The organism is Armatimonadota bacterium (assembly GCA_031459765.1).
GTDB classification, from domain to species: domain Bacteria; phylum Sysuimicrobiota; class Sysuimicrobiia; order Sysuimicrobiales; family Kaftiobacteriaceae; genus Kaftiobacterium; species Kaftiobacterium secundum.
This window is the reverse complement of the sequence record JAVKHY010000001.1, coordinates 1-12,336: the sequence shown is the minus strand read 5'-3', so window position 1 is coordinate 12,336 and position 12,336 is coordinate 1. Positions and strand designations below refer to the sequence as shown.

At 69.3% G+C, this 12,336-nt stretch carries 14 protein-coding genes and 1 riboswitch; of the genes, 12 read left to right on the top strand and 2 right to left on the bottom strand.

The features are described from left to right. The first annotated feature begins 74 nt into the window (after positions 1–74). The 11 genes from QN141_00070 (at position 75) to QN141_00020 (ending at position 9,558) form a co-directional block, all read left to right on the top strand. Positions 75–1,124, top strand: a complete 1,050-nt coding sequence (locus QN141_00070; GenBank protein MDR7556866.1) for a radical SAM protein — start codon at positions 75–77, stop codon at positions 1,122–1,124. Continuing rightward, positions 1,037–1,519 (top strand): DinB family protein, encoded by a 483-nt coding sequence (locus QN141_00065; protein MDR7556865.1) that lies wholly within the window; start codon positions 1,037–1,039, stop codon positions 1,517–1,519. Before QN141_00070 ends, QN141_00065 begins: the two co-directional genes overlap by 88 nt. A gap of 38 nt (positions 1,520–1,557) precedes the next feature. Further along, positions 1,558–2,511 (top strand): tellurium resistance protein TerC, encoded by a 954-nt coding sequence (locus QN141_00060; protein MDR7556864.1) that lies wholly within the window; start codon positions 1,558–1,560, stop codon positions 2,509–2,511. Positions 2,512–2,759: 248 nt separating this feature from the next. Next, positions 2,760–3,602 (top strand): sulfurtransferase, encoded by an 843-nt coding sequence (locus QN141_00055; GenBank protein MDR7556863.1) that lies wholly within the window; start codon positions 2,760–2,762, stop codon positions 3,600–3,602. A 48-nt stretch (positions 3,603–3,650) separates the two neighbouring features. Next, positions 3,651–4,625: a ferritin-like domain-containing protein gene (locus tag QN141_00050; GenBank protein MDR7556862.1), complete on the top strand. Its 975-nt coding sequence runs from the start codon at positions 3,651–3,653 to the stop codon at positions 4,623–4,625. A 283-nt stretch (positions 4,626–4,908) separates the two neighbouring features. Next, on the top strand, positions 4,909–5,349 hold the full coding sequence (locus tag QN141_00045) for a DUF4395 domain-containing protein (GenBank protein MDR7556861.1): 441 nt from the start codon (positions 4,909–4,911) through the stop codon (positions 5,347–5,349). 3 nt (positions 5,350–5,352) lie between these two features. Beyond that, complete coding sequence (locus tag QN141_00040) at positions 5,353–5,790, top strand: thioredoxin family protein (GenBank protein MDR7556860.1); 438 nt, start codon at positions 5,353–5,355, stop codon at positions 5,788–5,790. Between the two features lie 50 nt (positions 5,791–5,840). Then, a riboswitch (Fluoride riboswitch) is annotated at positions 5,841–5,905 on the top strand. A 90-nt stretch (positions 5,906–5,995) separates the two neighbouring features. Beyond that, positions 5,996–7,165, top strand: coding sequence for a cation:proton antiporter (locus QN141_00035; protein ID MDR7556859.1), 1,170 nt, complete (start codon positions 5,996–5,998; stop codon positions 7,163–7,165). Further along, complete coding sequence (locus QN141_00030; protein ID MDR7556858.1) at positions 7,162–7,599, top strand: universal stress protein; 438 nt, start codon at positions 7,162–7,164, stop codon at positions 7,597–7,599. Before QN141_00035 ends, QN141_00030 begins: the two co-directional genes overlap by 4 nt. 1 nt (position 7,600) lies before the next feature. Further along, positions 7,601–8,806, top strand: a complete 1,206-nt coding sequence (locus tag QN141_00025) for an MFS transporter (protein ID MDR7556857.1) — start codon at positions 7,601–7,603, stop codon at positions 8,804–8,806. Next, positions 8,803–9,558: a DUF6062 family protein gene (locus QN141_00020; GenBank protein ID MDR7556856.1), complete on the top strand. Its 756-nt coding sequence runs from the start codon at positions 8,803–8,805 to the stop codon at positions 9,556–9,558. The genes QN141_00025 and QN141_00020 overlap by 4 nt, the downstream gene beginning before the upstream one ends. 27 nt (positions 9,559–9,585) lie before the next feature. On the opposite strand, the gene QN141_00015 is transcribed toward QN141_00020, so the two are convergent. Next, on the bottom strand, positions 9,586–10,071 hold the full coding sequence (locus QN141_00015) for a hypothetical protein (protein MDR7556855.1): 486 nt from the start codon (positions 10,069–10,071) through the stop codon (positions 9,586–9,588). Next, positions 10,064–10,552 (bottom strand): hypothetical protein, encoded by a 489-nt coding sequence (locus QN141_00010; GenBank protein ID MDR7556854.1) that lies wholly within the window; start codon positions 10,550–10,552, stop codon positions 10,064–10,066. Before QN141_00010 ends, QN141_00015 begins: the two co-directional genes overlap by 8 nt. 420 nt (positions 10,553–10,972) lie before the next feature. Here QN141_00010 and proS point away from each other — a divergent pair. Then, positions 10,973–12,336, top strand: a 1,364-nt coding sequence (proS, locus tag QN141_00005) for a proline--tRNA ligase (protein MDR7556853.1), incomplete at its 3' end; no start/stop codon positions are given.

Sequence of the window (12,336 nt, the reverse complement as noted above, 5' to 3'; positions counted from 1 at the left end):
GTCCGCCGGCGCGGCAGCCACCCTATTGATGCGAACAAGTGTTCGATATTACACTTTTCCGTATGACGTCCTCTGTGGCGCTCCAGCCACGGCTCTTCAAGACCACCGGGGTCCGCGTCAATCCCCGGGTCGTGTGGGTCGAGGTGGAGGCGAAGTCCGTCCTCAACCGGGTCAGGGGGATGCCGTTCCAATGGTCCATCAATCCGTACCGGGGATGCGAGCACCAGTGTTCGTTCTGCTACGCTCGTCGCACGCATTGGTTCCTCGACCAGGACGGGGTCAACAACTGGGGCAATCGCATCTTCGTGAAGATCAACGCGCCGGAGATCCTGCGGCGCGAACTGGCGCATCCATCGTGGGCGCATGAGGAGTTGGAAGTCGGGACCGCGACCGACCCCTATCAGCCGGCCGAGGGGGCCTACAAGATCACCCGGCGGATCCTCGAGGCCCTGCGGGACTATCGCACCCCCGTGGGGCTGATCACCCGATCGTCGATGATCGTCCGCGACCTGGACGTGCTGCGGGAGCTGGCCCGGGGGCCGGGCGTGCGGGTGTGCTTCAGCGTAGCCACCATGGACGAGCGCGTGGCCAGGGAGATCGAACCCGGGGCGCCCGCGCCCGTCAAGCGGCTGGAAGCGCTGCGGACGCTGTCGCGGGCGGGCATCCCCACGGTGATCATGCTGGCCCCCGTCCTCCCCGGCATCACCGACGACGTGCGGACGCTGACCGAGGTGGTGACCGCGGCCAGGGAGTACGGGGCGGCGTCGCTGGCCACGGTGACCCTGCACCTGGGCGAGATCACGCGCGATGCGTTCTTCGAGTTCCTGACGCATCGGTATCCCCAACTGGTCCCGGAGTATCGGCGACTCTACCGGGGCAAGTACGCGCCTCCGGTTTATCGGAGGCAGGTGCAGCGTGTTGTGGCCGCGATCCAGGCCCGGGTCGGCCTGCGGTCGCGCGAGATCCCGGCGGCGGGTCCCGCGACCGTCACCGAGCAGCCGCCTAAGCAGCTCGAACTCTTCGGAAGGAGAACCGCATGGAGATTACCCGCTGGATCGTCGAGCACTGCGACCAGACCTACCGTCGGGGGAACTGGGCCGGCAACGGCGTCCTGCCCTCTCTAGAGGGGGTGACCGCGGAAGAAGCATCCTGGCGACCCAACCCGGAGCAGCACACCATCGCCGAGATCGTCCGACACATGGCCTACTGGAAGGATGCCGTGACCGCGCGGCTGGCCGGCCGGCCCTGGACGTACAGCGAGGAGATGGACTGGCGCCCCGTGGCGCCCACGGCGCAGGGGTGGGAGGAGGCCAGGAAGGAACTCGAGGACGCCCACGGCCGGCTGCTGGAGGAGTTGAGCGCGCTGCGCGAGGAGCGCCTGCCCGAAATTCTTGGCAAGGCCTGGTGGCTGGAGGGAGGGCAGGCCCGCGTCATCGACTTTGCCATCGGGATCGCGCACCACGATCAGTATCACGCGGCGCAGATCTACGTCCTGCGGCGCCAGTACAAACACCGGTGAGCGTTGCGGCCGTCCGGGGGGTTCGATAGACTGAGGGAGTGATTGACCTCGGCGTCGTCCTGATCGTCCTCCAGCTCATCTACCTGGAGGGCATCCTCTCCATCGACAACGCCGCAGTCCTGGGCGCCATGGTCTCCCGGCTGCCCAGGGAAGACCCCATCCCCTGGCCCCGACTCCTGAGATTCCTTCAGCAGCCCGTGCACCGGCTGCTGGGCGGGCAGCGCCTGGCCGCGCTCAAAGTAGGGCTGTTGGGCGCCTACCTGGGCCGGGGGACGATGCTGTTCGTCGCCACCTGGGTGGTGCGGAACCGCTGGCTGCTCCTGCTCGGGGGGTTGTACCTCATCAAGCTGGCCGCGGACCACTTGGGAGATTTCGGCCCCGGGACGGCCGAAGAAGATGCCCGAAACGCCGTCGGCGAGCCCCTCCGGCGGGGGGAGCGGTCCTTCTGGAGTGTCGTCGTCGCCGTCGAGCTGGCCGACCTCGCCTTCAGTCTGGACAATGTCGTCGCCGCCGTGGCCCTCTCGCGCGAACTGTGGGTCGTTTTCACCGGGGTGGCGCTGGGCATTCTCACCATGCGCTTCGCCGCCGGGATCTTCGTGTGGCTGATTCAGCGCTACCCGGTGCTCGAGGCGGCGGCCTACCTGCTGGTGCTGAACATCGGGCTCGAACTGCTGTTGGAAGATCTCTGGCACATCCGCCTCGACGATGCGCAGAAATTCGCCGTGTCGGCGGGAACCCTGGTCCTCAGCGTGCTCTACGGCCGGTCGGCAACGCTCCAGAAGGTCGGCCGGCACCTTACCTGGCTCAGGCGCGTGCTGGGGCTGGTCAGCCTGATCTTCCTGTGGGCACTGAAGCCCGTCGCCTGGCTGTTCAGCGGTTTCGCGGGAGCCACCCGTGTCCTGGCCCTCCTCTTCACCACCCGCATCCGCCTGGCCCGGAACGCCCACCGCGTGGCGCGCGATCTCTCCCCCCCCGGGTCCCAGTCGAAATAGGGCATTGACACGACGGCGGAATCCGCCTAATCTTGACCCGAGTTATCAGGAATGTCATGGTATCCCGCTTCGCGCTTGGCCATCGTGCGCATTACCTCCCGCGGCAGTGCATCTGTCCCCGGCGGAGGTAGCTCCGCGCCTTCGCCGCTCTGAGAGCTGATCCCGCAGTCTCCTCCGAAGGCGCCGGCTCTGCCTCCGCAGCCGCTCAAACCCGAAGGCGTTTCCCTCATCATCAGGGAGGTGGAACCATGGCCGGCTATGCGTATCCCGACGTGCTCGTGGAGACCGACTGGGTCGATGCGCATCACGCGGACCCCGCGGTGCGGATCATTGAGGCCGATGAGGACCCGCGACTTTATGACGAGGGCCACATTCCCCGCGCCCTCCGTCTGCACTGGAAGGAGGATCTCCAGGATCCGGTGGTGAGGGACTGGGTGGACCGGGAGCGCTTCGCCCGTCTCCTGGGCGACCGCGGCGTCAGTCATGATCACACCGTCATCCTCTACGGCGACCGCAACAACTGGTTCGCCACGTACGTCTTCTGGCTGTTCAAGTACTACGGCCACCGCGACGTCCGCGTCCTCAACGGCGGCCGCGACCGCTGGCTGCGGGACGGCCGGGCGCTGACCGCGGAGGTCCCGCGCTTCTCGCCGACGGAGTACCGTGCCGGCGGCCCGGATCTCTCCATCCGCACGTTCCGGGACGACCTGCTGCGCAGCCTGGGCCATCCCGGTGTGGCCCTGGTGGACGTGCGCTCCCCGGCGGAGTTCTCCGGCGACCTCCTGGCGCCTCCGGCCTATCCCCAGGAGGGCGCGCAGCGCGGGGGGCACATCCCCGGCGCCCGCAACATCCCCTGGGGGGAGAACGTCCGGGAGGATGGACGGTTCAAGGCTCCCGAGGAGCTGCGGGCCCTCTACGAGGCTCACGGGATCCGCCCGGAGCAGGAGGTCGTCGCCTACTGCCGGATCGGGGAGCGGTCTTCGCTGACCTGGTTCACCCTGAAGTACCTCCTCGGCTACGAGCGGGTGAAGAACTACGACGGCTCGTGGACGGAGTGGGGTAGCCTGGTCGGCGCGCCGATCGAGCGGTGATCACCGCGTTGCGATTGACACGCCGGCGCTCCGGTGCGGAGGAGACCGATGTCTGAGACGATCCGGGGCCCTGAGCTGCGGTTGGGGACGATCCTCGGCGCCCCGCCGGAGCGCACGACCCCTCAGGGCCTGGCGCCGCGGGGGCTGTATCCGCCGGGCGAAGGCGTGGCCCACGACTTCCAGGTGCTGGATCGGAGCCTGGTGTGGGCGGAAGGCGTCGAGGAACTCTACGAGCAGGCCAGGGCACGGCAGTGGGATGCCGGCCGCGACATTCCCTGGGCCCGGGGGCGCGGTGTTCCGGAGCCGGTGGAGCGGGCGCTGTGCGCGGTGCTCACCTGGATGGTGCAGCAGGAGTTCGCGGCCTGGTATGTCCCGGCGAAGTTCGTCCCCCGCATCCATCCGGCGTACCTGGAGCCGGTGCTGTTCCTCTCCACCCAGGTGGCGGACGAAGCCCGCCACGTCGAGGTGTTCACCAAGCGTCTGTTTTTGAACGGCATGGGCTTCGTCGGCGCCTATCCGAACACCGAGGCGTCCTTGAGGGGTCTGCTGGCCCAGGACGAGTTCGACAAGGCCTCCTTCCTGCTGCACGTGCTGGGGGAGGGGACGTTCCTCGATCTGTTCGCCTTCCTCCGCCGGATCGCCCCCGAGGAGGCCAGCCGCACCATCTTCACCCGCTCCCACGAGGATGAGGCCCGCCACGTCGCCTACGGCACCGGACGGGTGCGGATCCAGCTCCGGCAGGATCCGCGGGCCATCGACCGGTTCGTCGGCGCGCTGGAGGAGCGCCTCAGTTTTGCGCGCGACATCTCGGGCATCCCGCCGGAGATCCAGGAATCCCTCGCCGTGCTGGCCGGCGGGGGCGAGGCCGGCGCGTCGTTCCTGCGGGGTGTGAGCCTGGTGCGGGAGTTCCAGCGGGACCTCGCCGAGAATTGCCTGCGTCGCCTGGAGGCCAGCGGCGTCTCCCCCGCGGCGGCCGCGCACATCTCGGAGCTGCACCGGCGGGCCTCGGGCAACGGGATGTGAAGGCAGAGCCCCGGGCCTGAAACCTTGACAGGGGTGCGGCCCGCCCCTAATCTTGACGGCAGGAGTCGGAAAAGGGATCGTCGATGACGTTCCGATTCGTCTGCGCAGGGTTGCCGGTCCAGTACGCGCCCCGGCAGTGCATCTGTCCGCGGCGGAGGCAGCGTGTGCCTTCGCCGGCTCGCTCGTAGTCGCTCTCAGGCACACCCCGTCTCCGCTTCCACCCACCGTCGCCGACGGTAGTTGTGGCATCTCGTGTATTCAGGTGCGTCCGGAGGAGGGAGCGATGGTGACGAAGGTCGATCACAACGCGATCAAATTCAATCAGGTGAGCATCGCGGTCGTTTCGGCCGCCGCTTTCCTGGCCGATCTTCCCTGGCTGGCCGGGCTGCTGGCCTTGGTTCTGGCGGTGGCGACCGCCCGGCCGTCCTGGGGGCTGTTCCGGGGGATCTACCAGCGCCTCGTTCTGCCGCTGGGCTGGCTGCGTCCGAACCTGGTGGACGATGAGCCGGCGCCGCACCGATTTGCGCAGGGGGTCGGCGCCGCGTTTCTGGCCGCCGGATGGATCGCGCTGACCGCGCGAGCGGCGGTGGCGGGCTGGACTCTGGTACTGCTCGTCGCGGTACTGGCCATGGTGAATGTGGTCTTCAACTTCTGCGCCGGGTGCTTCGTCTACTATCAGCTCCGCCGCGCCGGCCTCATCCGCCGAGCCGCGGCGCAGCAGTAGCGCGTGGCCGACCGGTTGCTGGTCCTGATGCTGGTGGCCGCGGGCGCGGCGATCGTCTGGCTGATCCTGCGCTGGCGGTCGGCCCGCTACCGCCGGACCGGGGCGGCTGACCTGGTGCCGCCCGGGCGCGCCCGGCCGCTGGTGCTGGCGTTTTCGACGCCCGACTGCGTCCCGTGCCGCACCCAGCAGAAACCGGCCCTCCACGAACTGCTGCGGCGCTATCCCGGACGCGTCGAGGTCCGCGCGGTAGACGCGGCCGACCAGCCTGATCTGGCCGACCGATTCGGGATCATGACGGTCCCGAGCACAGTCGTCATCGATCCCCGCGGGCGAATCGTCGCGATCAACCACGGCATGACCCGCTGGGAGAAGCTCGCCGCTCAGTTGAATCTCAACGGCGCGCGCGCTCCCGTTCGGATCCAGTCTCAGGAGACGTCATGAGCGCGCCGCGCGCAGGTTCCGATTGACAGCGAGAGGGTCACGGATATAATCAGTCCGGAGGCGATGAGGCTCGCCTGAACCGCCGGACGTCCCGGCTGATAGCCTCTACCCGGTTCGGGTAGGGGCTGTTTTCGTGTACGCGGCCCCGGCTCGACGGAGCGCACGGGGCCGCTGCGCGTTCCAGCGGCCGAGGGGAGACCGGTGCATGGGCGATGCGCAGATCGCGGTCGGGATGGGGCTGCTCGTCTTCCTGGCGGCGATCCTCTCCGTGGAACTGGGCGTCTCCGTGGCCCTCATCGAGATCGTCCTCGGGGTCCTCGGTGGCAACTTTCTCGGCCTGCACACGACGCCCTGGATCGACTACCTGGCGGGATTCGGCAGCATCGTCCTGACCTTTCTGGCCGGCGCGGAAGTTGATGTGGACCTGATGCGGGAGAAGTTGGGCGCGAGCCTGGCCCTCGGCGGTCTCTCCTTCCTGCTGCCCTTTGCCGGCGCCTGGGCCTTCGCCCTGTGGGGCCTGCGCTGGGGGCCGGACGCGGCGAAGATCGCCGGCGTGGCGCTGTCCACGACCTCGCTCGCCGTTGTCTACGCCGTACTCGTGGAGACGGGGCTCACCGCCACACCGCTCGGCAAGCTCATCATGGCCAGCACCTTCGTCACCGACTTCGGCACCGCCGCGGCGCTGAGCATCCTCTTTATCCGTCCCACGTGGTGGATCGCGGCGTTCCTGGCCGTCTCCGCGGCCGTCGTCGTGGCCATGCCCCGGCTGCACCCCTGGTTCTTCCGGCGCTACGGGAACCGGGTGATCGAGCCGGAGATCAAGGGTGCCTTTGCCGCCCTGCTCGTCCTGATGTACTTCGGCCGTCTTGCCGACAGCCACGCCGTGCTGCCCGCCTTCGTCCTCGGTCTGGCCGTCTCCCGGGTCTTCGCCCTGCACCGCGCGGAGCAGCAGCGGTTCCGGGTCGTCGCCTTCGCCCTGCTCACGCCGTTCTTCTTCATCAAGGCCGGGATGAATGTAGCCCTGCCCGCCGTCTACACGAACCTGGGGGTGCTGGCGGCGCTGCTCGGGGTGAAGCTGGTGACCAAGGTCGCCGGGGTGCTCCCTCTGGCCCGCCGCCATGCGCCCGAAGGGCCGATCTACGCCACGCTGCTGATGAGTACCGGGCTCACCTTCGGGACGATCTCGTCGCTGCACGGCCTGCAGGCCGGGATCATCGACCGCACCCAGTTCTCCCTGCTGGTCACCGCGGTCATCCTGAGCGCCGTACTGCCCACGGTCATCGCCCAGCGGTGGTTCGATCCCCGCCGGCAGGGGGCGGTCGCTGGGCCCCGGAAGAGCCTCTGGCAGCCGGTCGCCGGGGAGGAGGCGGAATGACCATCGGCCGGATTCTCATCGCCCACGACGGTTCCGCGCAGGCCAGGCGCGCCGTGGAGGTGGGCGTGGACCTGGCCGCCCGCTACGGCGCCACGGTAACCGTGCTCACGGCGCTCCACGTCCCGGCCTTCCCCGCCACGATGGGCGAGGTGCAGGAGGCCACGCAGGAGCAACGTCGGGTGGTCGAGCGCTTCCAGAGAGAGGCCGTGGAATACGCGCGCCTGCACGGCATCGACCCGCGTCTGGAGATCGTCGTCGGCCATCCGGCGGAAGCGATCGTGGAGTACGCCCGCGCCCACGGCATGGATCTGATCGTGATGGGGCACCGCGGGATGTCCAACCTGCAGCGGTTCTTCGTCGGCAGCGTGGCCGACCGGGTCGTGGATCATGCTCCGTGCATGGTGCTGGTGGTCGGCCCCGGAGTACAATCCTAGCATGGCCACGGTCGTCCGGGAGGTGGGCGGAAGCCCCGAATCCCGCAGGGCGGCGGTGCGCTTCGTGGTCCTGCTCGGCGTCGTCAGCCTCCTCGCCGACATGACCTACGAAGGGGCGCGCAGCGTCGTCGGTCCGTACCTGGGCCTGCTGGGTGCGAGCGCCGCCGCGGTGGGCGTCGCCGCCGGGGCCGGGGAACTCCTCGGCTACGCGCTGCGCCTGGGCGCGGGCTACCTGGCCGACCGCACCCGCCGCTACTGGACCATCACCTTCGCCGGCTACCTGATCAACCTCGGCGCAGTGCCGCTGCTGGCGCTGGCCGGGTCCTGGCCGGCCGCGGCTGCGCTCGTCGTTCTGGAGCGCATCGGGAAGGGGGTGCGCACCCCCGCGCGCGACGCCATGCTCTCCCATGCCGCGCACCGGACGGGTCGGGGGTGGGGCTTCGGTCTGCACGAAGCGCTGGATCAGGTCGGGGCCGTGCTGGGACCGCTGGCGGTGGCGGGCGTCCTGGTCTCCCGGGCTTCCTACCGTGCGGGGTTCGCGGTGCTCTCCATCCCCGCCGCGCTGGCGCTCGCCGCGCTGGCGGCGGCGCGACGGAACCATCCGAACCCGCGCGACCTCGAGCCGACGGCGACGAGCCTGGAGGCGGCGGTTCTGCCGCGCGCCTTCTGGATCTACCTCGCCGGAGCGGCCCTGGTCGGGGCCGGGTACGCCGACTTCTCGCTCCTCGCCTTCCACTGGGGCCGCCGGGCCGTCGTCCCGCCCGCGACCATCCCCCTGCTGTACGCGCTGGCGATGGGCGTGGACGCCCTGGCCGCGCTGGGCTTCGGTCGGATCTTCGACCGCCTCGGCATCCGCATCCTCGCCGCGGGGGTGGGGCTGTCGCTGTTCTTCGCGCCGCTGGCCTTCCTGGGCGGCGCGAAGGGCGCGCTGCTCGGCGTCACGCTGTGGGGTATCGGCATGGGGGCGCAGGAGTCCATCATGCGGGCCGCGGTGGCCGGGATGGTGGGACCGGACCGCCGCGGATCCGCCTACGGGATCTTCAATGCGGGCTACGGACTGTGCTGGTTTCTGGGGAGCGCGGCGATGGGAGTCCTCTACGCGGTCTCCATCCCGCTGCTCGTGGCCTTCTCGGTCGCCGCCCAGGCCGTGGCCATTCCCCTGATCGTCTGGTCGCACCGCCAGATCCGCCCCGCCTCCGCGCCGTGACGCGACCGCCGGAGCGCGCCGACACGGATCTCGTCTTCGCCAGGGTGGAAGAGGCGCTGGCGGCGGGGGGGTGTCCGATCTGCCGGATCGGAGACGAGAGCGCCGCCCGGTTCCTGTGGGGATACCTCTACGAGCGGGTGAACGATCCCGCCAGCCGCCGCGAATTGATCGACTCGCGCGGTTTCTGCGCCCGCCATGCCTGGGCCCTCGTCCCGCTCCGCGACACCATGGGCGTCGCCATCCTCTACCGCCATCTCCTTCAGGACCTCGCCGCCGGCATCCGGCGAGCGGCGGCGAGCCGACCGCGCCGGGCACGGTCGTCGCTGCGCCTGCGCGCCGCGCTCCGTCCGAGCGGCGAGTGTCCGGCCTGCCTGCACGTGCGGACGATGGAGGACGGCGCCCTGCACGCCTTGCTGCCGCGGATTGCCCGCGCGGAGGTGTGGGAACGCCTGTGCGGCCCTTCCGCCCTCTGCCTGCCCCACTTTCTCCGCGCCGTCTCGCTTGCCGACGAGCGGACGGCGGCGCGACTGATCGACGCCGAGCTCGCGGCCCTGGACGACCTCGGGCGGCATCTGGACGAACTCATCCGTAAGCACGACTACCGCTTCAGCGCCGAGCCCATCGCTCCGGAGGAAGCGGCCTCCTGGATGCGGGCCATCGAGCTGCTGGTTGGTGCGGAGGGAAGGACTGCGTCTTCTTTCCGGAGGGCGAAGACGAATCCTCGGTCGGACCGCCCAGGAGAGTCGTCGTAACTGGCGGCGTCGAGGGGCGGCGCTCCGCTACTGTCGCGCATGGCGGCGGTAGAAGTCGATGAAGCTGCGCCGCGGCGGCAGATGCTCATCCTCCTCGGGCGGCAGCTCGATCCCGAGACGGATCGCCTCGGCCAGCAGCCGCTCCAGGCGCGCCTGCAGTTCCTGTTCTGCCTGCCGCAGCCGCGGCAGGGTCCGCGCAAATTGCTCCAGCGACTTTTCGTATCCCGTGACGTTCATCCGGAGCGTCTTGATGCCGTCATCCGCCATAAAGGCCCGGTGGCGGAGCACGGAGAGTTCGCCCCGCGCGGCGCCCAATTCGTCGCGGGATTGGTCGGGCGACAGCCGCGGGCCGCGCGCGGCGGCCGCGGCGTAGGCCAGGAGAATCTTGACCCCCTCCTCCTCCGTCCAGCCGCGATCGCGAATCATCGCTTCGAACTCGCCTCGGAGGTCGCCGTGAAGATACAGTCTGACGGCGGCCAACGGAGGAAAGACCGGGCGAGCGGCGTCAGCCATTGCGTTTCCTCCACCACCCGGTGAGCGGGCCGCGTTCCGGAGACCGCGCTCCGTCGCGGTTCGAAGAGGGGGCGGCAGCGGCGAGCAGCGCCTCCACCTGGGCGATCCGACGGTGGAGCCGGGCGATGGACTGCCGGAGGCGGTCGGCCTCGGCCCGTTGCTCCGCATGCCGCCGCCCCAGTTCCCGCACCCGTTCCCGGAGTTCGTACATCTCCATCTCACTCAGGATGGTGCGGGAGCGCATGGAGACCAGCAGGGCCGTGGTCTCTCTGCGCTTGAGTTCGGTCCGCTCCGCTTCCGCCCGGGGTCCATCCCGGGATTCCAGGTGCTGCCAGGCGGCCTCGTCGCGACGAAAGAGGGTCAGGGCTTGGCCGAGGAGACGGGCCAGCCCCTCCTGCGACATCCCCTCGGGCAGCAGGGCGGCAATCTCACGGAGGTCGTCCGCGAGAAACTGCACATCTATCCGGCGCGCTCCGGCCATCCAGGGTCCACCCTCCTGCGCACATAAAAAACCCCTACCGGTTGACACCAGTAGGAGCTATCAGCCCGAAACCGGGCGGCTCCGCGAGCTCCATCGCTATACGGTTGGTACCACCACCCTACTGCGCTGTTCCCCGGCTGTCAACGCGCATCAGCCCGGGCGAGTCCGGACGAGCACGGGGTCTGCATTGCGACGCGGCGGGGGCGTATGCTAGAATTCCGGCGTACACGGGCTGTGACGGGGTTCCCACCCCCGAGCCTGCGTCCGAAAGGGCGCCGGTTCCGCCCCGATATCGGCGGACGAGCGCCGGTCGACAGGCCGGAATGAGGGTGGTACCACGGGAGAACCCCGTCCCTTTGCGGACGGGGTTGTTTGTTTGGCGGGCGGAATCAGGCGACGGCGAGAGGAGGAACCGTTGTGGTGCAGGAGCGCGAGAGCGTTCAGGCCCTGCTTAGGAAATCCGAGAACTTCAGCGAGTGGTACACGCAGGTCGCCCTGCGGGCGGAACTGGCGGACTACACGCCGGTGCGCGGGTCGATGGCCATCCGGCCCTACGGCTACGCCATCTGGGAGGGCATCCAGACCTGGCTGGACCGCCGCTTCAAGGAGACGGGTCACGTCACGGCCTACTTCCCGTTGCTCATCCCGGAGAGCCTGCTGAAGAAGGAGGCGGAGCACGTCCAGGGTTTCGCCCCGCAGGTGGCCTGGGTGACCCACGGCGGTGAGGAGGAGCTGAGCGAGCGTCTGGCGGTGCGGCCGACTTCCGAGGCGATCATCCTGCCCATGTACGCCAAGTGGATCCAGTCCTACCGCGACCTGCCCATCCTGCTCCTGCAGTGGAACAGCGTCGTCCGCTGGGAGAAGGCCACGCGGCTGTTCCTGCGCACGGCGGAGTTCCTCTGGCACGAGGGGCACACCGCGCACCGGACGAGCGAAGAGGCCGACGCCGAGTGCCGGTTGATCCTCGGCATCTACCGCGAACTCCTCGAAGAGGTGCTGGCCATCCCGGTCCTGGTGGGGGTGAAGCCGCCCAGCGAGCGCTTCGCCGGCGCGGACAACACCTACACGCTGGAAGCCTTGATGCCGGACGGCCAGGCCATCCAGGCCGGCACCTCCCACTTCCTGGGCCAGAACTTCGCCAAGGCGTTCAACGTGAAATTCCTGGACCGCGACAACCAGGAGAAGTACATCTGGTCCACCTCCTGGGCCGTGACGACGCGCCTGATCGGCTCGTTGATCATGGCTCACGGCGACGACAAAGGGTTGGTCCTGCCCCCGCGGATCGCGCCGTTCCAGGTGGTCATCGTGCCGATCCTCGGCCGCGACGACGCCCGGGTGATCCCGGCGGCGAAGGCGCTGGCCGCCCGGCTGAGCGCCCGCTTCCGGGTCAAACTGGACGACCGCGACGCCTATACCGCGGGGTGGAAATTCAACGAATGGGAGCTGCGGGGGGTGCCGGTCCGTCTGGAGATCGGTCCGCGCGACGTGGCGAACCATCAGGTCGTGCTGAGCCGGCGCACGGGAGGGGCCAAAGAGCCCCTGCCGCTGGACGGGCTGGAAGAGAGGATCGGGCGGATTCTGGACGAGATCCAGGCCGAACTCTTTACCCGCGGGAAGGCCTACCGCGATACGCACACCACGCAGGCGGCGACGCTGGACGAGCTGGCGGAGGCCATCGACCGGATCAAGGGGTTCGTCAAGGTCGGCTGGTGCGGGTTGCAGTCCTGCGAGGACGCGATCCGCGAACGCACGGGGGCCTCGCCGCGCCTCATCCCGCTCGACGA

What these genes read in the sequence shown, in the direction of transcription:
- QN141_00065 (MDR7556865.1), top strand. Translation starts at nt 1,037, where the DNA reads ATGGAGATTACCCGCTGGATCGTCGAGCACTGCGACCAGACCTACCGT.
- QN141_00055 (MDR7556863.1), top strand. Translation starts at nt 2,760, where the DNA reads ATGGCCGGCTATGCGTATCCCGACGTGCTCGTGGAGACCGACTGGGTC.
- QN141_00050 (MDR7556862.1), top strand. Translation starts at nt 3,651, where the DNA reads ATGTCTGAGACGATCCGGGGCCCTGAGCTGCGGTTGGGGACGATCCTC.
- QN141_00045 (MDR7556861.1), top strand. Translation starts at nt 4,909, where the DNA reads ATGGTGACGAAGGTCGATCACAACGCGATCAAATTCAATCAGGTGAGC.
- QN141_00035 (MDR7556859.1), top strand. Translation starts at nt 5,996, where the DNA reads ATGGGCGATGCGCAGATCGCGGTCGGGATGGGGCTGCTCGTCTTCCTG.
- QN141_00030 (MDR7556858.1), top strand. Translation starts at nt 7,162, where the DNA reads ATGACCATCGGCCGGATTCTCATCGCCCACGACGGTTCCGCGCAGGCC.
- QN141_00025 (MDR7556857.1), top strand. Translation starts at nt 7,601, where the DNA reads ATGGCCACGGTCGTCCGGGAGGTGGGCGGAAGCCCCGAATCCCGCAGG.
- QN141_00015 (MDR7556855.1), bottom strand. Translation starts at nt 10,071, where the DNA reads ATGGCTGACGCCGCTCGCCCGGTCTTTCCTCCGTTGGCCGCCGTCAGA.
- QN141_00010 (MDR7556854.1), bottom strand. Translation starts at nt 10,552, where the DNA reads ATGGCCGGAGCGCGCCGGATAGATGTGCAGTTTCTCGCGGACGACCTC.